This window comes from Rhizobium sp. BE258 (genome assembly GCF_031457345.1).
Classification (GTDB): Bacteria; Pseudomonadota; Alphaproteobacteria; order Rhizobiales; family Rhizobiaceae; genus Rhizobium.
Map to the genome: position 1 here is coordinate 102,146 of NZ_JAVDWL010000008.1, position 17,669 is coordinate 119,814.

The 17,669-nt window shown below is 60.6% G+C and carries 13 protein-coding genes; 5 read left to right on the plus strand and 8 right to left on the minus strand.

What is annotated here, in order from left to right; genetic code table 11:
• Nucleotides 1–40: 40 nt before the first annotated feature.
• Nucleotides 41–913, minus strand: a complete 873-nt coding sequence (locus J2X43_RS25320) for an ATP-binding protein (RefSeq protein ID WP_310298977.1) — start codon at nucleotides 911–913, stop codon at nucleotides 41–43.
• Between the two features lie 208 nt (nucleotides 914–1,121).
• Here J2X43_RS25320 and yajC point away from each other — a divergent pair, with 208 nt between their 5' ends.
• From yajC to J2X43_RS25345, 5 genes are all read left to right on the plus strand, one after another.
• Entirely contained in the window at nucleotides 1,122–1,469 is a 348-nt protein-coding gene (gene yajC / locus J2X43_RS25325) for a preprotein translocase subunit YajC (protein WP_112387978.1), read from the plus strand.
• Nucleotides 1,470–1,505: 36 nt separating this feature from the next.
• Complete coding sequence (gene secDF, locus J2X43_RS25330; RefSeq protein ID WP_310298981.1) at nucleotides 1,506–4,049, plus strand: protein translocase subunit SecDF; 2,544 nt, start codon at nucleotides 1,506–1,508, stop codon at nucleotides 4,047–4,049.
• A gap of 3 nt (nucleotides 4,050–4,052) precedes the next feature.
• On the plus strand, nucleotides 4,053–4,439 hold the full coding sequence (locus J2X43_RS25335; RefSeq protein WP_112518656.1) for an Mth938-like domain-containing protein: 387 nt from the start codon (nucleotides 4,053–4,055) through the stop codon (nucleotides 4,437–4,439).
• A gap of 2 nt (nucleotides 4,440–4,441) precedes the next feature.
• The gene (locus tag J2X43_RS25340; RefSeq protein ID WP_310298986.1) at nucleotides 4,442–5,293 is read left to right on the plus strand and encodes a phytoene/squalene synthase family protein; all 852 of its coding nucleotides are present in this window, start codon (nucleotides 4,442–4,444) and stop codon (nucleotides 5,291–5,293) included.
• Nucleotides 5,294–5,363: 70 nt separating this feature from the next.
• A complete protein-coding gene (locus J2X43_RS25345; protein ID WP_310298988.1) occupies nucleotides 5,364–5,834 on the plus strand; it encodes a hypothetical protein in 471 nt (156 codons plus the stop codon).
• Nucleotides 5,835–5,838: 4 nt separating this feature from the next.
• Here the strand turns inward: J2X43_RS25345 and trmFO are convergent, their stop codons facing one another.
• The 7 genes from trmFO to J2X43_RS25380 all read right to left on the minus strand — a co-directional run bounded on the left by trmFO (nucleotide 5,839) and on the right by J2X43_RS25380 (nucleotide 16,822).
• Nucleotides 5,839–7,272, minus strand: a complete 1,434-nt coding sequence (gene trmFO / locus J2X43_RS25350; protein ID WP_310298991.1) for a methylenetetrahydrofolate--tRNA-(uracil(54)-C(5))-methyltransferase (FADH(2)-oxidizing) TrmFO — start codon at nucleotides 7,270–7,272, stop codon at nucleotides 5,839–5,841.
• 70 nt (nucleotides 7,273–7,342) lie between these two features.
• Entirely contained in the window at nucleotides 7,343–9,001 is a 1,659-nt protein-coding gene (locus tag J2X43_RS25355) for a GNAT family N-acetyltransferase (RefSeq protein ID WP_310298994.1), read from the minus strand.
• Between the two features lie 186 nt (nucleotides 9,002–9,187).
• Nucleotides 9,188–9,679 carry a hypothetical protein gene (locus tag J2X43_RS25360; RefSeq protein ID WP_112387985.1) on the minus strand — a complete coding sequence of 164 codons (492 nt, stop codon included), beginning with the start codon at nucleotides 9,677–9,679 and terminating at the stop codon, nucleotides 9,188–9,190.
• Nucleotides 9,680–9,761: 82 nt separating this feature from the next.
• Nucleotides 9,762–11,108: an HlyD family type I secretion periplasmic adaptor subunit gene (locus J2X43_RS25365; RefSeq protein WP_112518651.1), complete on the minus strand. Its 1,347-nt coding sequence runs from the start codon at nucleotides 11,106–11,108 to the stop codon at nucleotides 9,762–9,764.
• Nucleotides 11,109–11,114: 6 nt separating this feature from the next.
• On the minus strand, nucleotides 11,115–13,463 hold the full coding sequence (locus J2X43_RS25370) for a type I secretion system permease/ATPase (RefSeq protein WP_310299631.1): 2,349 nt from the start codon (nucleotides 13,461–13,463) through the stop codon (nucleotides 11,115–11,117).
• 105 nt (nucleotides 13,464–13,568) lie between these two features.
• Nucleotides 13,569–15,641 carry a hypothetical protein gene (locus J2X43_RS25375; RefSeq protein WP_310299001.1) on the minus strand — a complete coding sequence of 691 codons (2,073 nt, stop codon included), beginning with the start codon at nucleotides 15,639–15,641 and terminating at the stop codon, nucleotides 13,569–13,571.
• 140 nt (nucleotides 15,642–15,781) lie between these two features.
• Nucleotides 15,782–16,822 (minus strand): fibrinogen-binding protein, encoded by a 1,041-nt coding sequence (locus J2X43_RS25380; protein ID WP_112387989.1) that lies wholly within the window; start codon nucleotides 16,820–16,822, stop codon nucleotides 15,782–15,784.
• Nucleotides 16,823–17,669: the final 847 nt, after the last annotated feature.

A 17,669-nucleotide genomic window follows, 5' to 3' on the forward strand; every position in this document is an offset into this window, starting at 1 on the left:
TGCGCCGGGCTTTTTGCGTTTTGGGCGAGGGCCAGCAGCATCAGTCGCGGGGAAGATTGATGCGCATGCGGCCAGCCAGGTCCTGGATATACTGCCAGGCGACACGGCCGGAGCGCGCGCCGCGCGTGGTTGCCCATTCCAGCGCCTCGGCCCGCATCTTGTCGCGATCGAGCGTCAGCTTGAAATGATCGGCATAGCCGTCGATCATCGTCAAATAGTCTTCCTGGCTGCACTTGTGGAAGCCGAGCCAGAGACCGAAACGATCCGAAAGCGATACCTTCTCTTCCACCGCTTCCGATGGATTGATCGCCGTCGACTGCTCGTTTTCCATCATGTGGCGCGGCAGCAGATGGCGGCGGTTGGACGTGGCATAGAAAAGCACATTGTCGGGCCGCCCTTCGACGCCGCCATCCAAGGCCGCCTTCAGCGACTTGTAGGCCGTGTCGTCATGATCGAAGGAGAGGTCGTCGCAGAAAACGATGATCCGGTGCGGCACATCCTTCATCAGGTCGAGAAGGGCAGGCAGGCTGGCGATGTCTTCGCGATGAACCTCAACCAGCTTCAGCGAAACGCCGCTTTCGCGCCTGACATCCTCGTGCACTGCCTTGACCAGCGACGACTTGCCCATGCCGCGTGCGCCCCACAGGAGCACGTTGTTGGCCGGAAAGCCGTCGGCGAAACGCACGGTGTTTTCATGCAGGATATCGCGCACGTGGTCGACGCCGCGGATGAGCTTCAGCGCCACGCGGTTCGGCCGTGCCACGGGCTGCAGGTGCTGGCGGGCGGGGGACCAGACAAAACAGTCCGCGGCGTTACAGTCGTTCACGGCAGGGGCGGGACCGGCAAGCCGCTCGACGGCTGCCGTTAGCCGCTTCAATTCCTGCAGGATGACGCTGTTGATCTCTTCAGCCATGCTATGTCCTCCTGAAAATAGACTGCGGCGAACCGCCTCTTGTCCTTCGTGGCGGCGTAACATGGCCTTTCCACAGCCGAAAGGTTATCAGGCGGCGGATTCGGTACGCCTCACGGCTGTTTTTGTTGCATTCGTTCTTACCGCAACTATAGTCCGGCCACTGAAAAGAGAGGCGGAATTTCGCCGCCCGCAGCTGAGGAGTTTATCAATGTTCATCACCCCGGCATTTGCCCAGGCCGCAACGGATACTGCCGCGTCGCCATTCGGCTCCGGCTTCGAAATGATCATCCTGTTCGTGCCTCTGATGGTCGTCTGGTATTTCCTGCTGATCCGTCCGCAGCGCGCCCAGGCCAAGAAGCGCGCCGAGACCCTTTCCGCCATTCGCCGCGGCGACCAGGTCGTTACCGCCGGCGGTCTCGTCGGCAAGGTCACGAAGGTCGTTGACGACAAGGAAGTGGAAGTGGAAATTGCTGATGGCGTTCGCGTTCGCGTCGTCCGCAGCGGCATTGCAGACGTCCGCGTCAAGGGCGAGCCCGTCAAGGCAGACGCCGCATAAAGACCGGCTTCAGACGAGCCGGATCGGAAAGGCAGCATGCACCACTTTTCCCGTTGGAAAACATTTCTGATCTGGCTTGTCGTCGCCGCGGCGGCATTGGCCGCCGCGCCAAATCTCTTCTCCGCCAACACGCTTTCTTCACTGCCGCAATGGCTGCCGCATAAGGCGCTGACGCCGGGCCTCGATATCGAGGGCGGGGCGCATCTGGTGGTGAAGATCGAGCGGGCCGATATCGTCAAGAACCGGCTCGAAAACACGGTCGCCAGTGTTCGTTCGCGGCTCCGCGACGCGAATATCCGCTATACCGGTCTGGCAGGCAACGATCAGACCATCCAGGTCCGCATTACCGATCCCGCGCAGACCGACCAAGCCGCATCATTGCTTTCGCCGCTGGCAGTCGCCTCGGGCGGATCAGCAGATCCCGATTTCACGATCACGAAGAGTGCCGACGGGCAGCTGAACCTTGCAATCTCGGGCAAGTCGATCGATCGCGACCTGGCATCGGCCCTGCAACGCTCGATCGCCATCGTCGCGCATCGCGCCGTCGAAGCCGGCGGAGCCGATCCTGTGATCACCACCGAGGGCCGCGACCGGCTGACGGTGCAGATCCCCGGTCTCGGCGATCCGCAGCGCTTCAAGGATCTGCTCAGCCAGCCGGGCAAGATCACCTTCCGTCTGGTCGATGCGAGCGTGACGCCGCAGGATGCCATGGCGGGCACCGTTCCCGCCGGTTCCGAGATCGTCTACTCGCAGGACGATCCGCCGATCGCCTATCTCGTCGAACGCGCCGAGGTCATGCACCAGTCGGATCTCGGCGACTTTGCCGTCGAGCCGGGCAATTCGCCCGACGACTCGTTCCTGAGTTTCAACTTCAATCTCGACGGGTCCAGACGCTTTGCCGATCTCGTCCAAAAGAATGCCGGACGCACACTTGCGGTCCTCCTCGACGATCAGGTGCTCGCCGCGCCCGAAATCAGCAAACTGCAGGTGGGCGACAGCAGCCGCATTCCGCTGGCTTACGCTCCTGATGAGACCGAAGATCTGGCAGCAATGCTTCGCTCCGGTCCTCTCCCGGCCGGCTTGACCATCGTCGAGGAACGCACGATTGATCCGGGGCTCAGCGGCGGCGCGATCCGCGCTGGTCTGCTGGCCGGCATCATCGGCGCCGTCCTCGTTGCCGGGCTGATGATCGGCCTCTACGGCATGCTCGGTGTCATCGCCAGCCTCGCGCTGCTCGTCAACGTCCTGATGATCATCGCCGTTCTCGGCGTACTCGGCGCGCCGCTGACGCTGCCGGGCGTTGCAGGCATCGTGCTGATGATCGGCATTGCCGTCGATGCCAGCGTGCTGATCTACGAGCGCATCCGCGAAGAACTGAAGGCCGGACTGCATCTCGATCAGGCGATCTCGGCGGGGTATTCGCGCGCCTTCATGACCGTCGTCGATGCCAATATCACGACGCTGATCGCGTCGGCGATCCTCTTCTATCTCGGCAGCGATGCGATCCGCGGCTTTGCCGTAACGCTGGCGGCCGGCATCGTCACGACGGCATTCACCGCATTCCTGTTCACTCGTCCGCTGGTCGAGGCCTGGGTGCGCCGCCGCCGCTTGAAGCATCTGCCGAAAAGCGTGCACACCGACGTGTTCGACGGCACCTCTATCCGCTTCATGGGCATCCGCCGCTACAGCTTCACGGCGCTTGCCGCGCTGTCGCTGGTCTGCATGCTGGGCGTCGCCGCATCCGGCTTGCATCTCGGTGTCGATTTCACCGGCGGCTCGCTGATCGAGGCACGCTCGAAACAGGGACCTGCCGATCTCGAAGATATCCGCTCGCGGCTCAGCGAGCTCAATCTCGGCGACGTCGAGGTCAAGCGCCTGCGTGATCCGAACAGTGCTGCGATCCGCCTCCAGTCGCAGGGCGGCGGTGACAACGCCGAACAATCGGCGATCTCGCTGGTCCGCAGCGAATTGCAGGACGAATATGATTTCCGCCGCGTCGATGTCGTCGGGCCGGCCGTCTCCGGCGAACTGGCGCGCACAGCGACGCTCGGTGTTCTGGCATCGCTGGCTGCGATCCTGATCTATATCTGGATCCGCTTCGAGTGGCAGTTCGCGATCGGCGCCATCATCGCCACGCTGCACGACGTCATCCTGACGCTCGGCTTCTTCGTCGTCACGGGCATCGAGTTCAATCTGACGAGCATTGCCGCGCTGCTTGTTATCGTCGGCTACTCGCTGAACGATACCGTGGTGGTCTACGACCGCATGCGCGAGAACCTGAAGCGCTACACGCGCATGCCGCTGCCGATCCTCATCGACGCCTCTATCAACCAGACGCTGTCGCGCACCATCCTGACGGCGGCCACGACGCTACTCGCGCTTCTGGCGCTGACATTGTTCGGCGGCGAAGTGATCCGTCCCTTCGCGCTCATCATGCTCTTCGGTGTTGCCGTCGGCACGTTTTCCTCCATCTATATTGCTGCGCCGGTCCTGATCCTTTTCAGGCTTCGCCCGAAATCCTATGACGACGAGGACGAAAACGAGACCGCGGGCGGCGCACCCGGAAAGGCTACAGTCTAAGTCATGGCAAGAGGCATCGAAATCCGCGCGGCACATTTTCCCGGCCGGGCGCCCATCGACAGCTATGGAAACGGCGGCTTCCGCTTCGCCGACATGTCGCATCGCGGCTCCATCCTTTGCCTGCCTTCGGGCATCTATGGCTGGGAGATGGACGTGACGAAGCCGCTGTCGCCGGAAAATTTCATCCGCGTGCTCGAAGAGGCCGGCGATATCGAAGTGCTGCTGGTCGGCACCGGCCCGGAACTGAAACGCCTGCCGCCCGAGCTGAAGCAGGCGCTGAAGGCCCGCGGAATCTCGTCCGATCCGATGAGCACCGGCGCTGCCGTGCGCACCTACAATATCATGCTGGCCGAATCGCGGGCCGTCGCCGCAGCGTTGATCGCGGTCTGACCATGGCCGAGCAGACAATGACCAACCAGGAGATCTGCCTGGCGATGCTGCGCGACAGCGACCGGGACCGCTATCTCGCAAGCCTGCTGTCGCCGCCGGACAAGCGTGCAGCGCTTGTCGCTCTCTATGCCTTCAATGCCGAGCTCGCCAAGATCCGCGATCTCGTGCACGAGCCCCTCCCGGGTGAAGTGCGCATGCAATATTGGCGCGACCTGCTTGAGGGCAGCGCCCATGGCTCGACCGAAGCAAATCCCGTGGCCGCCGAGCTTCTGAGCGCGATCGAAACCCACCGCCTGCCGCGGCAGACGCTGGTCGACATGATCGAATCCCGCATCTTCGATCTCTATGACGATCCGATGGAGAGCCGCACGTCTCTGGAAGGCTATGCAGGGGAAACCGCCTCGGCGCTGATCCAGCTGGCAAGCCTGGTATTGTCGCCGGAGGACGCGGCGAAATCCGCCGATGCCGCCGGACATGCGGGTGTCGCGCAGGCGATTTCAGGTATGCTGCTGCTGATGCCGCTGCACCGCCACCGCGGCCAGGTCTATATTCCGCTGGAGATCCTGAGCGCGACCGGGCTCGACCGCGACAGTTTCATCGCAGGCGCCGATAAGACCCGGATTTCCGCAGCGATCGAAGCCTTTGCCGGGCTCGGCCGCGATCATCTTGCCAAGGCGCAAAAGGCGGTAATCCCGCCCTCCGTCTTTCCGGCTTTCCTGCCGGCAACGCTTGCCGGCCCGGTGCTGGCAGGGGCGCAACGGGTAGGGGCGGCGTTGTTCGACAGGCCGTTGCAGCAGCCGCAATGGCGCCGTCAGCTGGGAATGACCTTTTCCTTGATGCGCAAGAAAATCTGAGGCGAGTTCAAACTCGCGCAAGCCTCGGGCATTATAAGGCGGCAACCGCAATTCGGGATTGGAGACCGCGTTGAGCATTATCATCTGGTCGATCATTTTCGCTGGCCTGTTTGTCCTGGCTTTCGTCGCGACACGCATGGCGTCGCAGAACAAGGAAGAAGAGGGGCTGCGCGACATGGGTCTCGCGATCCTCGAGTTCAACCGCGCGTTCCCGCACGAAGCGATCCGCCAGCTGCAGGCGACGGCCGATGGCCAGGTGGTGTTCGTCAGATTGCACGACAACAAGGCCGGCTTCATGCGCAGCATGCACCGGCACTTCTCCTGCCACGTGCTGCAACCGGGCAGGGTGCGGGTTGCAAGCTCGGAGACCGCCAAGGGACTGGTGATCGAGTTCCTCGACCACCCGCATCAGAACAGCACCTTCGAATTCGTTTCCGCTAAGGAAGCGTCCGAGGTCTCGCTGTGGCTGCTCGGCAATTATGTCGCCGATGCTGATCTGGTGCTGCCGCCGGCAGATGCGCCGGCAGCCAGCAACCAATAAGCCGTCAGGCGCTTTCGGCCAGCGGCACGCTCTGGCCGAGCCATTCTGCGCAATCGGCAAGCGCCCGCTTGGCGATCAGCTGCCGCTTCATGATCGTCTTGTCCTTGCCTCGGAAGCGCTTGACGCCCTCAGGCTTGACGATCGAGCCCGGCTGCAATTCGGGAAACAGCCCGAAATTGATGTTCATCGGCTGGAACGACCGCTTGCCGGGCTCTTCGTCGGTGACGAGATGGCCGCCGGTAATGTGGCCGAGCAGCGAGCCAAGGGCCGTCGTGGACGGCGGCAGCGAGACCTCTTCGCCCTTCCGCTCGGCAGCGGCGAAACGTCCGGCCAGAAGACCGACGCTGGCGCTTTCGACATAGCCTTCGCAGCCGGTGATTTGCCCGGCGAAGCGCAGGCCCGGCCGCGACTTCAGCGTCAGGGAGCTGTCCAGAAGCGTCGGCGAATGGATATAGGTGTTGCGGTGCAAGCCGCCGAGGCGGGCAAATTCGGCATTTTCCAAGCCCGGGATCATTCGGAAGATATCCGCCTGGGCGCCGTATTTCAGCTTCGTCTGGAAACCGACCATATTGTAGAGCGTGCCGAGCGCATTGTCCTGGCGCAGCTGAACCACGGCATAGGCCTTGACAGTCGGATTGTGGGCGTTGGTAAGCCCCATCGGCTTCATCGGCCCGTGGCGCAGCGTTTCGCGGCCACGCTCGGCCATCACCTCGATCGGCAGGCAGCCATCGAAATAGGGCGTGCCTTCCCATTCCTTGAAGCCGACGGTGTCGCCAGCGATCAGCGCGTCGATGAAGGCGTTGTACTGCGCCTCGTCCATCGGGCAGTTGATATAGTCCTTGCCGGTGCCGCCGGGGCCGACCTTGTCGTAGCGCGACTGATACCAGCAGATATCCATGTCGATGCTTTCGCGGTAGACGATCGGCGCGATGGCATCGAAGAAGGCCAATGCATCGGCGCCGGTTTCAGCCTGGATGGCCTCCGCGAGCGACGGCGCCGTCAGCGGACCGGTGGCGACGATCGCCAGATCCCATTCCTTCGGCGGCAGGCCGGTGACTTCCTCGCGCACCACGGTGACGAGCGGATGCTCGTGGATCGCCTTGGTTACTGCATCAGAAAAGCCGTCGCGGTCGACGGCGAGCGCGCCGCCTGCCGGTACCTGATGCTTGTCGGCGCAGGCCATGATCAGCGAACCGGCCAGGCGCATTTCCGCATGGATGACGCCAACGGCATTGCTGGTGGCATCGTCAGAGCGGAAGGAATTCGAGCAGACGAGCTCGGCAAGGCCGTCCGTCTTGTGCGCGTCGGTGCCACGGACGCCGCGCATCTCGTGGAGGATGACGGGAACGCCGGCCTGGGCGATCTGCCAGGCTGCTTCGGAGCCTGCAAGGCCGCCGCCGACGACGTGGATGGGGGAATGGGAAGAGGTCTTGTTCATGCGCGGCTGATTATCACGCCTCGACAGCGCAGGAAACTCCCGCGTTCAAAAACCAACCGCTTGCGGGAAGTCAGCTGAACGCCGGTTCCCGCTCCAGCTGGAGATGGACGGGACGCTGCATCGGTCGCTTCGCGACTTTCTTTGGCTTGGCTGCCCTGACCTTCTGAGCGGGCCTCTGTTCGCTGACAATGCGCCGAAGGGCTTCGCGTGACTTTTCGACATAGGTCTGTTGCATCGCGTCCTCGAAATCGTAACGCTCGATCATTGAGAATACGCGGGCTGCCTCCTCCTTGCGTCCGGCGCCGGCGAGCGCCACACCCTGCTTGTAATGCGCCTGCGCGTCGAAGGGGGCATTCTGGATGATCTTGCCGAAGGTGAGCGCCGCCTTGTCATAGCTGCCGAGCGCCAGCTGCGTTTCTCCGAGTTTCAGATAGACGGGCGCCACGTCCTTGACGCGTCCGACAAGCGCCGTGAAACCTGCCTCGGCATTGTGCAGCTCACCCTTGTCGAACGCCAGGCTGGCGAGACCGAATTCGGCGCCGATATGGCCGGGAACGGTAACCGCAAGCTGCTTGAATGCCACCTCGGCATAGGCCTTCTCGCCGCGCCGGTACATTTCCAGCGCCCGCTCATAGACGAAATCGATGCTCCGCCGGTTGATGACGCCACCAAGATTCTGGCCGGTCCGAGTGCGGAAGACGGTGCAGGAAAGCTGTCGCTCCTCTGGGCCGAACATGTATTTGTAGGGCTCGGTGCCGCGCAGGAAATCGTAGGTCGCAAAACCGTCGGCGATGGCGCGGCGAATGCAGTAGCCGTGCAGGATGAGACCGGGCGAGGGCGTCTTCCATTCTTCGTCGCGGCCGGTGATGTAGAACAGGATGGCTTTCTTCCGCCGGTCGACGATGTTGGCAAGCACGCCGAGTGGCCGGTCGCCATGCCAGAGCACGGGCACGTCGAGATTGCCGGTCGCAAAGCTGTCCATCAGCAAAGTGCGTGTCGCGCTGATCAGCTTGTCGATCCGTTCCACCCCCTTCTTCGCCAGCCATTTCGTCCGCCAGAACTGGAACAGGATGTCGAGATCGCGATCGACCGTCTCCGGGGTCGCCATGGTGATGCGGAACTCTTCGCCGCAATCCAGTTTGCGTAGGAAGCGCCGCAGCTTCTGCCGCGACTGGCTGCTCATGCTGCTGTCGAGATAGCCATCGAAGCTGTCGGGCAACAGGACGACTGGGCAGACGCAGTTGTCGATATTGTCGGCGTTGCGGATCGCGCTGTCGCGAAACATCACGTCCGGACCTTCGAGTTCACGCAGGAAGGCTTTGCGCCGCTCCGGCGAGCCATAGAAATACTCGACTTTCAGATGCGTCCAGTTCTGCTGCCTGAGATAGCGCGCGAAGCCTTCGATGGCGAAACGCTCATAGGCGGGATCAGCGAGAAACCCGGCATAATCAGCCGAATAATTGCCGGCCATGACGATCTCGTCGAAGAACAGGCCGGTCTTTTCGTCATGCTGGGTAAGAACCCGTAACGGAAAGAAGGCGACGTAAGGTGAACCTTCCGGCTTTTCCCGCAAGGCCAGAACAAACCAGCGGTTCCGCCGTGCAAGATAGGATCTGAGCCAGATCCAGGAGAGAAAATGCTGTGCGTGGGGGTCATGCAGATAGACCCGGTCCCACTGCTCGCGGAGCTGGTCGAATCCAGCGTCCGTGTCGATCACGTCAATGCGCATTGCCCCCTCCCAACACCCCTTACACAGTTCGGGAGCCTGCATTCTATGGGGAAACGGCGGCCATCAAATATGCCGTTCGGATAAAACACCGGCATCAAATCGGGCTAGCATTTGCGGGTTATGGGGCCCTGAGCGGGTAATCCCGGCGCTTGCCGATGTGTTTGGCAAGCCTGCTGTTTTATAGGATCAGATGTTGGCCGACGCATGCTCGCTGGCGTGGATGAATTCCCAGAGCGATTTGCTGATAGCGACGATCTCGGCGATCGAGTGTTCCAGCGCCTGGATCTCTTTCTCATCGAGCTGCTCGACCTTGCCGTAGCGGATTTCCTTGTCGTCCTCGACAAGGCGCATCAGCTGCGTGGACGAGATCTGGCCGTTGTCGTCGAAGGAATAGATGCAGTGATTGTATTTGTTGCGCATCCGCGATTCCCGCTTCAGCCGGCCCATTGTCTGAAGCACCGCCTTGCGGTCCGCCGGCGGCGTGGAGTGCAGTTTGGCGAGCCGCTCGACGAGGTCGATGCGGGCGCGCGTGGTGTTCAGCGTCAGGAACACGACGATCGCCGCGTCCTTCTCGACTTTCAGAAGGTGGGCAATGACATAGATCAGCAGGCTTTCGGTATTGGTCCAGACATAGTTCAGGCGCCCAACCCGCAACAGCACGTCAGACATGGCCGCCATAGAAGCCTCCAACAACCGATCCCGTGAAGGACAATACTGCAGATCGGAACGGGAGGCTTCTAATCTCTTCGTACTAGGGCGGTCAGCGCTCCTTGAAGGCCCGCGACATACTGTCGGTGATCGGCTTGGTGATATATTCGAAGAATGTCCGCTCCGATGTCTGGATCAGCACATCTGCCGGCATCCCGGGTACCGGATGGAACCCATGCACCTTGGCAATCTCCGAATCCGGTATTTCGACGCGGACGATATAGACATCCTTGGTCTGCAGACCTGCATTCTCTTCGATCGAGTCCGCCGAGACGTAGAACACCTTGCCGTTCAGAACAGGCGTCGTGCGGCGGTTCAACGCCGAGAGGCGGATGGCGGCCGTCTGACCTTCATGCAGCTGGTCGATCGACGTGCGCAGAACCTGCGCCTCGATGATCAGCGGCACATGCGCCGGCAGGATTTCCATGATCGGCTTGCCTGTGGTGATGACACCGCCCGCGGTGTGGTAGTAGGCACGGATCACGGTACCGTTGACGGGCGAACGGATCACTGTCCGCTCGAGCACGCCCTGCGCCTCGCGGGCCTGTTCGCGCACGCTGTCGAGATCGGAGTCAGCGCTTTCAAGTGCATCGAGCGCGGCCTGCTTGTTGGAGTTGACGGCGATAACGGCTTCCTGGCGGAACTTGGCGATTTCGGCTTCGCTCTCGTTCAGTTCGCCCTGCAAGCGCGAAATATCGCCCATCGCGTCAGCCATGGCGCGTTCGATCGCCAGCAGGTCGGTCTTGCGCATGTAGCCGACCTTGACGAGGCGGGCCTTGGAATCGCGCTCTTCGGTGAGCAGTGAAAGCTGCCGTTCGAAGGAGTCCTTCTGGCCGCTATAACCCTTGAAGCGAAAGTCGAGCGAGGCGATGTTTTTGTCGATCAGGTTCAGCTGTTCTTCAAGTTTGACCTGCTTGCTGCGGAACACGATATTCTGGCTCTGGATAATCGAACCGACATCCGGATCGCTGGCCTCGGCCATGACGACCGCGGGGATCTTCAGGTCCTTGTCGCCGGCAGCTTCGGCCCGCAACCGGGCGACAACCGCCTCCAGGCGTAGCCGCCGGAGCTTGAGCATGCGGTCATTCGACAGCGCCGCTGTCGGGTCGAGGGTCAGGAGGACGTCACCTTCCTTGACGACGTCGCCTTCACTCACCCGCATGTCCTTGATGATGCCGCCCTCGAGATGCTGGACGACCTTGTTATTGCCCGTGGCAACGAAGCTGCCCTGCGCGATGATCGCCGAGGCCAGCGGCGCCGTGCCGGCCCAGATGCCGAAACTGCCGAAGGAAGCAGCAAGGACGCTGAGGCCGATGATGCTGTGATAGCGGATCGAGCGCGGAACCTCGCTATACCATTCGACGGGATTGTTGCTCGTCTGCAGAGTGGTACTCGCCATTTCGATTTAACCTTCGATACGCGGCTGGGGACGATTGTTGTTGTTGTTGTTGTTGCCCTGGATGGCTTGCAGCACTTCCATGCGCTCGCCGAACATCCCGACCGAGCCATCCTTGAGCAGAAGGATCTTGTCCACGCACTGCAGCAGGGCAGGGCGTTGCGTGATGGTGACGGTGGTAATGCCCTGCTTCTTGGCATGGATCAGCGCGCGGGCAAGGGCTGCCTCACCCTGCGTGTCGAGGTTCGAGTTTGGCTCGTCGAGAACCACGAATTTCGGGCTGCCGAAGAAGGCGCGGGCCAGCGCGATACGCTGCTTCTGGCCGCCAGAGAGCGGCGCACCGTCGGCGGCAACGACCGTCTCGTAGCCCTGCGGGAAGCTGGCGATCAGCTCATGGACGTCGGCAAGCACGGCCGCTTCGTAGATCTGGTGATCTTCGACATCGTCGCGCATGCGGCAGATGTTGGCCTTGATCGTTCCCGGGAACAGCTGCACATCCTGCGGCAGATATCCAATGCTTTCGCCGAACTGCCGCTGATCCCAGTTGCGCAGGTCCATGAGGTCGAGGCGCACGTTGCCGGAGGTCGGCAGGATCGAACCAACCAGCATCTTGCCGAGCGTCGTCTTGCCGGAACCCGAATTGCCGATGACAGCAAGGGATTCGCCCTTCTTCAGCGAGAAGGAGATGCCGTTGAGGATGACCTTCTTCTGTGGTGGCGGAACGAAGAGGATGCGCTCGACGTCGAGGCGTCCTTCCGGATTGGGCAGACGCAGGCGCGGGAAGTTCAGCGGCGAATTGATCAGCAGCTGCTTGATGCGGCCATAGGCGGCGGCAGAGCGGTTGAACTGATGCCAGCCTTCGATCGCGCCTTCGATCGGCGCCAGCGCGCGTCCGGAGACGATCGAAGCGGCGATCACCATGCCGCCCGTCAGCTCGCCCGACAGCGACAGATGTGCGCCCCAGCCAAGCAGCGCTACCTGCGTGATCATCCGGCAGGCCTTGGAGATGCCCGAGAAGATGATGTTGCGGTCCTGGGCGGCGACATGGCTTTTCAGCGATCCTGCCGTTTCCCGGCCCCACATCTTCACGGCTTCCGGGATCATCGCCAGTGCGTTGATAATCTGCGAATTGCGGGCCATCGAATCGAGATGGAAATTCGCCCGGTTGAGATAACCGTTGGCTTCGGCGAACGGGCGCGCCGTGAAGCGCTGGTTCAGATAGGCGATGAAGAAGAGCACCGCGCAGCAGACCATGATGATAATGCCGAGATGCGGGTGGACGAGATAGACCACGACGATGAACAGCGGCATCAGCGGTGCATCGAGGAAGGCGATCAGCGTGCCCGACGTGATGAAGCCGCGCAGCTGCTGCAAATCCTGCAGGATCTGGTAGTCCTTGCCGGTTCCGTGCAGAGAGGCGCGGGCCGCTGCGCTGAGGATCGGCGCGCCGAGCTGCACTTCGAGTTCGACGGCCGTGCGCATCAGGATGAAGCGGCGGATGGAATCGAGAAATGCCTGGATCAGCACGGCGCCGAGCACGGCGATGGTCAGCATGACGAGCGTGTCGATCGACCGGCTGGTCAGCACGCGGTCGGAGATCTGGAAGAGATAGAGCGGGATCGCCAGCAGCAGCACGTTGATCGCAATGGTGAAGGCCATGACGATCACCATGTTGCGCCGGATCGCGGCAATGCCCTTGGCCAAGCTGGCAGCAAAATTCACCGGTTCGCTGCGCTTGTGGAAATTGGCGCCGTTTCCGCCGCCTCCGCCACCGCCGCCACCTGAATCGGTATCCTTGCCATTGCCGCCGCCGCCAGTCTTCAGCCGGCGTTCGTTGTCCTGTAGCGGACCGGTATTGCCTTCGATGGTCTTGCCGAAGGGAATGGCGGCAGGGCTCTGTTTCAGTTCAGGCGCGGCCTCGGGTATGGCAATGGGAATTTCCGGGCTCTCAGGCGTCCGGCGCGCGACAGTCTCTTCCTCAACCGGTGCCGCTTTCTCCATCACGGGCGCAACGGGTTCTGCAGCAGCGGCGATCGGTTCTGCGGGCGCGATGATTTCAGGCTCCGGAGCGGGCGCTTCGGCGACAAGCTCGATCACGGGCTCCGCGGTCTTGGCCTCAACCTCGGACGTTGCTTCGACGACGGTGTCCGCTTCAGCATCGATGGCCACGGAGGGTTCGGCCTCAGCGGCGGCTGCCGGAACTTCGGCAATATCTTCAACCGCAGCAGCGCGGAACGCCCCATCGGCGCGCGCGGCGGATTCGGCCTGTGCCGCAGCTCTTGCGGCAGCACGCTTTGCCGTTAGCTGGCGGAGGTTCGCCACCGCATCGTCGATCGCCGACATGCACTCGTCGGTCATGTCCTCGTCGAAGGCACTGCCGCGGCGGCCAAGTCCCAAAGTCCGGCTTCCGGTGAAGGTGTTCTTTGGAATGTGATTCATGGGAGCGTTTCCCTCTACTCAAAACTATGCAGTGACGCCTTGCATCACGTCCGGGTGGGTCAGCGTCCATGAAAGATCGTGGCCGCCGTTGATTGTGGCGTCCTCGGAGCCTGCGTGATGCGTTGCGTCATCGCCGAGAAATGCGATGACCTCATTTGCAAGTGGCGCGGATTGCGGCTGGGAGGTGTCGTGTTCGACGAGGCCGCTCTGGATCAGGATGGCATCCGAATAGAGCTGTCCGCCGAGATAGGTCGTATGGCCGAACGTGTCGTAATCCAGGATCTGCGCGATATTGACGACAGCGTTGCTGCCGGTATCGACATGGATCGTGGCATTCTGGTTGTTCTGGGCGATTGCCGAGATAGCGTGTGTCACGTCGTCTGAATCGCCGAGCAGGCTGACCTGCTTGATGACGTTGACGTCGTAAAGATTGCCGGTGATGTAGAGGACGTTAAGTCCGGCATGGCCGGCGAAGTTTGCGTCATGCGCCAGCCCAGCCGGCATCGATGCGTCACGCTCCTCGATCGCTTTTTGCGTCTGCACCATGTAGTCGGGCATCGCCTGGAAACGGTCGTTGGCGCCGACATTGTGGATTTCGGCCAGGTTCCAGATCAGGTTGTTGCCTGACTGGATGGTCGCCCCCGGGGCGCCGGGTTCGCCGCGCGCCCAATCGTTGTCATAGAGGACGGCGATCTGCGAAATGACATTCATGTCTAGGACGTTGCCGCCAACGATCACCAGATCGTATTGCATGCCGATGCCGAACATCGACGCGAAGTTCACGGATGCATTGCCGCCCGTCAGCACGGTTGCTTCCGTGCCCGTGGCGGTAATCGTCATCGTGTCGTTGTCGTTGATGAAGTGATACTGCTCGATCCAGTTGACGAAGGACACGTCGCCATCGACGACGCTGACGCGCCAGGCGGTCGGGAAGATCGGATCGTGGCCTGTATCGGCTGAAGTCGCGTGTTGAGAGGCGCCGTCGTCATAGACGCTGCGCTGGAAGCTCGCGATGTTCTTGGCAACAGTCGCAGCGCTTCCCGAGGTGTCGAACATGCTGTCGATATGGTCATGGTCGCTGTAGACGTAACTCTGCGAGATCGCGTCGATCTGATGGTAGTTGCCCATCACTGCGGTCACCGAGGATATGACGGCGGTATCGGTGATGGCGACGATATTGGCGAGCACATTGGCGCCGGCGGCCACGTCGAGGCTGTTGAGTGGTCCGCTATGCTGCTCGATCGGCAGGTCGGTCTTGCCTGTCTCGGGATCTTCCGGCGGCTTCGCGATGCCTCTGTCAGGCATATAGTCGTCGAGAACGGGCGCTGCATCGGCGAGCTTGCCGTTGATGTAGATTGCACCCGTCAGCTCGTTGCCGCCGATGTCGCGGCCTGCATCGACATAGCTATAAGTCTGCCCGCTCGTATCGGTGTCGTCGCTGCCATAAGTCTGCAGCTCGCCGTCAGGGCCGGGTGTTCCCGACTCGAGGACCGAGTTGACATAGGTATGAATGTTGTCGGCAATCGTCTTCAGCGCATCGGCGCTGTCTGTGCGGTCGAGACTGATGAATGGTAACGCAGCTTCGGCCTTTTCCTGGAGATAAAGCAGTTGCGCGGTGACGAAGCTCGTATCCCGGAATTCGGCATCGCGGTCCGTCATGTTCAGATAGTCGTCGTCGTAGAGGATGTTCACCTGCGCGACATGCGCAACCATTGAGCCCGGTCCTTGAAAGACCTGCAGCTCCGGATCTTCACCGGGCATGCTGAAGCTCGGGATATAATGGAGGCCGCTGAAGTCGCGATGCGCGAGGTCGGAAAGCTTCGCCAGACTCTCTTCGAAGGCGTGCCCATAAAAGCGCGGATGGGCGAAATTGATGTCGTAGGCCAACGAGCGGTACGGTGCGCTCGGGTCGAAGTCCTTGAGTTGCAGATCCGATGAAAACGCCGCCGCCCGGATTTCGTCCTCGGGCTGGATGGCGACGTCCTCATTCGGGCGCGCCCCTTCCGCATATACATTGCGTGCTCTCGCCTCTTCGACCGCCGTATCGAATAGACCGATGAAGTGCGCAATGATTTCGGAAATCTTCTCGCTATGCATGATGGCCCCTCCCGTTTGACACGGTGTGCGGCCTGATCTGCAGCATATCCGCCCTTGGATACTCTCGTGTGCTGCGTTTCAAGCCGCCAAACTGCACCGGCGCGAACGCCGGTGCAGCAGGTCTTGGACTTTGCTTGAGGTTACGCGGCACCGCCGTCGTGCGAGTCCTGGCCCGTGGTATGCGAGTCATGTCCGATCGCATCGAACGTGTTGCTGAGCATGTTCGCGCCCTGCACGAGTTCCATGTGGATACCCGAATTCGCAAGGATCGCAGATGCGTCCGCAACGCTCGAACCGTTGACGTCGTCGCCTGCGCCGCCGGTCCAGCCGCCATGATGGCTGAGGTCCATGCCGTCAGCGCCATGCGCGTTACCGCCATCCACCGACAGTTTGTTGTCGGCGTTGGAAGCATCCATCTTCATGCCCCAGGACGTGTCCTGGTCCGCCAGGTGGTTTGCCTGGATGGCACTGAAGGCGTTGCCGTTGTTGAAGGCACCGTTCAGGATGTTGTCGATGTCGAGCGTGAAGGAGAAGTTGTCACCGAGATTGAAGTTGACGTCGTTGCCGGCCACTCCAAGATTGTCGAAGTCCTTGACGTCGTGAATGGTCGCGAAGTCGGTATCGGTCTTGTTGAAGCTGTCGGCCGTGTTCGTCGTGTCGTTGTCGGTCTTGTTGAAGCTGTCAGCCGTATTGAAGCTGTCCGATGTCGTGGTCGTCTTGACGTCGGTATCGGTGACCGTCTTGATGTCGGTGTCGGTCTTCGTGTTGATATCGTTGTCGCTGTACGACTTGCTGTCGTAGCTCCAGTCATAGTCGGACTTCACATTGGTATCAGCGTCGTTGATGTTGGTGTTGGTCGTCGTATTCGTGGTCTTGCTGTCGTAGTCCCAATCGTAGCTGTTGTCGCGATTGTTGCCGTTCAGCAGGTCGAGCGTCGCATCGACGGTGATATCCGAGCTGTTGTCGCTGTGATCACTGTTGTCGCTGTTATCGCTATTATCACTGTTGTCGGTATTGGTGGTGTTGTCACGATTGTCGCCATTGGCGAGGCCGCCAATATAAGCGGTGGAATTATCCGAAGTGTCCGGATCATTGATTGCGGTATTGCCCAGGAAGCCGTCTGCAAGCGCACCGATGTTATTGGTCTCGGTGTCGCCGCCCGGCTGATAATTCTGGCTCATTTCGCTTCCTCCAAAGGAATTCGGAGCAGTGTGCGAAATCCCTCTCATCTCAAATGGGATTTTACTCGCGCTTACTCCGATACTGATTACTCATATGCAGATGTATGCATTACCTGGTCATCTGCGGTTCAATTCCGGTTTGTTGGCCAAACCTGATGTATTGGATTGCGCGTAACTCAGTACAAGGACGCACAGATCTAGCTCCGCAATCATGTGATTGAAGACTTCATGCTTTCAGTTGTTTGAGTTGCCCCAATGGAAAAGCAGAGATATCGCCGTCGCGAGGGGATATTCCGCGTTTCCGGTGCCGCAATTGAGCGACAATACGACTTTGACCGAGAAGAACCGAGCTTCCTAGATACCAATTCGGGCTAGCGCGTTGGAACTCACTGTGGCTCGCCCGGACTGATCAAGGCGTTTCAAGATGACCTCTGTTCGCTGGCAATGAAACCGCATGCAGCCACCCCCATTTGCGGGCAATTGGGCCGCTTCGTTTCGCTCCACCTCTAAGTCAAAAGTCTTGCATAAGTAACATTCCGGTTAATTGGCGCTGTCCAAAAGAGTGAAAAAGACGACGCGCCTACTATTGGTTCGAAAATACCATAAAGGACCAAAAATAACCGACTATATACCCCATAAGTTATCTAGGATGGGGTGGATACAACCAGAACAATAGGAAATGTCATTGTATATTTACAAAAACTAACCCGTTTGGGCCATTTCCTTCAATGGAACTTCGTATTACCATAATTAAGAAATGGCTAACTAATGAAGACGGGAATTACGAGGGGTGCCCGTCCGGGCCGCCCGGAAGTATCACTCAAAGCATTTGTAACGTGTAACGCTA

What these genes read in the sequence shown, in the direction of transcription:
- J2X43_RS25335 (WP_112518656.1), top strand. Translation starts at nt 4,053, where the DNA reads ATGGCAAGAGGCATCGAAATCCGCGCGGCACATTTTCCCGGCCGGGCG.
- J2X43_RS25320 (WP_310298977.1), bottom strand. Translation starts at nt 913, where the DNA reads ATGGCTGAAGAGATCAACAGCGTCATCCTGCAGGAATTGAAGCGGCTA.
- J2X43_RS25365 (WP_112518651.1), bottom strand. Translation starts at nt 11,108, where the DNA reads ATGGCGAGTACCACTCTGCAGACGAGCAACAATCCCGTCGAATGGTAT.
- J2X43_RS25340 (WP_310298986.1), top strand. Translation starts at nt 4,442, where the DNA reads ATGGCCGAGCAGACAATGACCAACCAGGAGATCTGCCTGGCGATGCTG.
- yajC (WP_112387978.1), top strand. Translation starts at nt 1,122, where the DNA reads ATGTTCATCACCCCGGCATTTGCCCAGGCCGCAACGGATACTGCCGCG.
- secDF (WP_310298981.1), top strand. Translation starts at nt 1,506, where the DNA reads ATGCACCACTTTTCCCGTTGGAAAACATTTCTGATCTGGCTTGTCGTC.
- J2X43_RS25360 (WP_112387985.1), bottom strand. Translation starts at nt 9,679, where the DNA reads ATGGCGGCCATGTCTGACGTGCTGTTGCGGGTTGGGCGCCTGAACTAT.
- trmFO (WP_310298991.1), bottom strand. Translation starts at nt 7,272, where the DNA reads ATGAACAAGACCTCTTCCCATTCCCCCATCCACGTCGTCGGCGGCGGC.
- J2X43_RS25355 (WP_310298994.1), bottom strand. Translation starts at nt 9,001, where the DNA reads ATGCGCATTGACGTGATCGACACGGACGCTGGATTCGACCAGCTCCGC.
- J2X43_RS25370 (WP_310299631.1), bottom strand. Translation starts at nt 13,463, where the DNA reads ATGACCGACGAGTGCATGTCGGCGATCGACGATGCGGTGGCGAACCTC.
- J2X43_RS25380 (WP_112387989.1), bottom strand. Translation starts at nt 16,822, where the DNA reads ATGAGCCAGAATTATCAGCCGGGCGGCGACACCGAGACCAATAACATC.
- J2X43_RS25375 (WP_310299001.1), bottom strand. Translation starts at nt 15,641, where the DNA reads ATGCATAGCGAGAAGATTTCCGAAATCATTGCGCACTTCATCGGTCTA.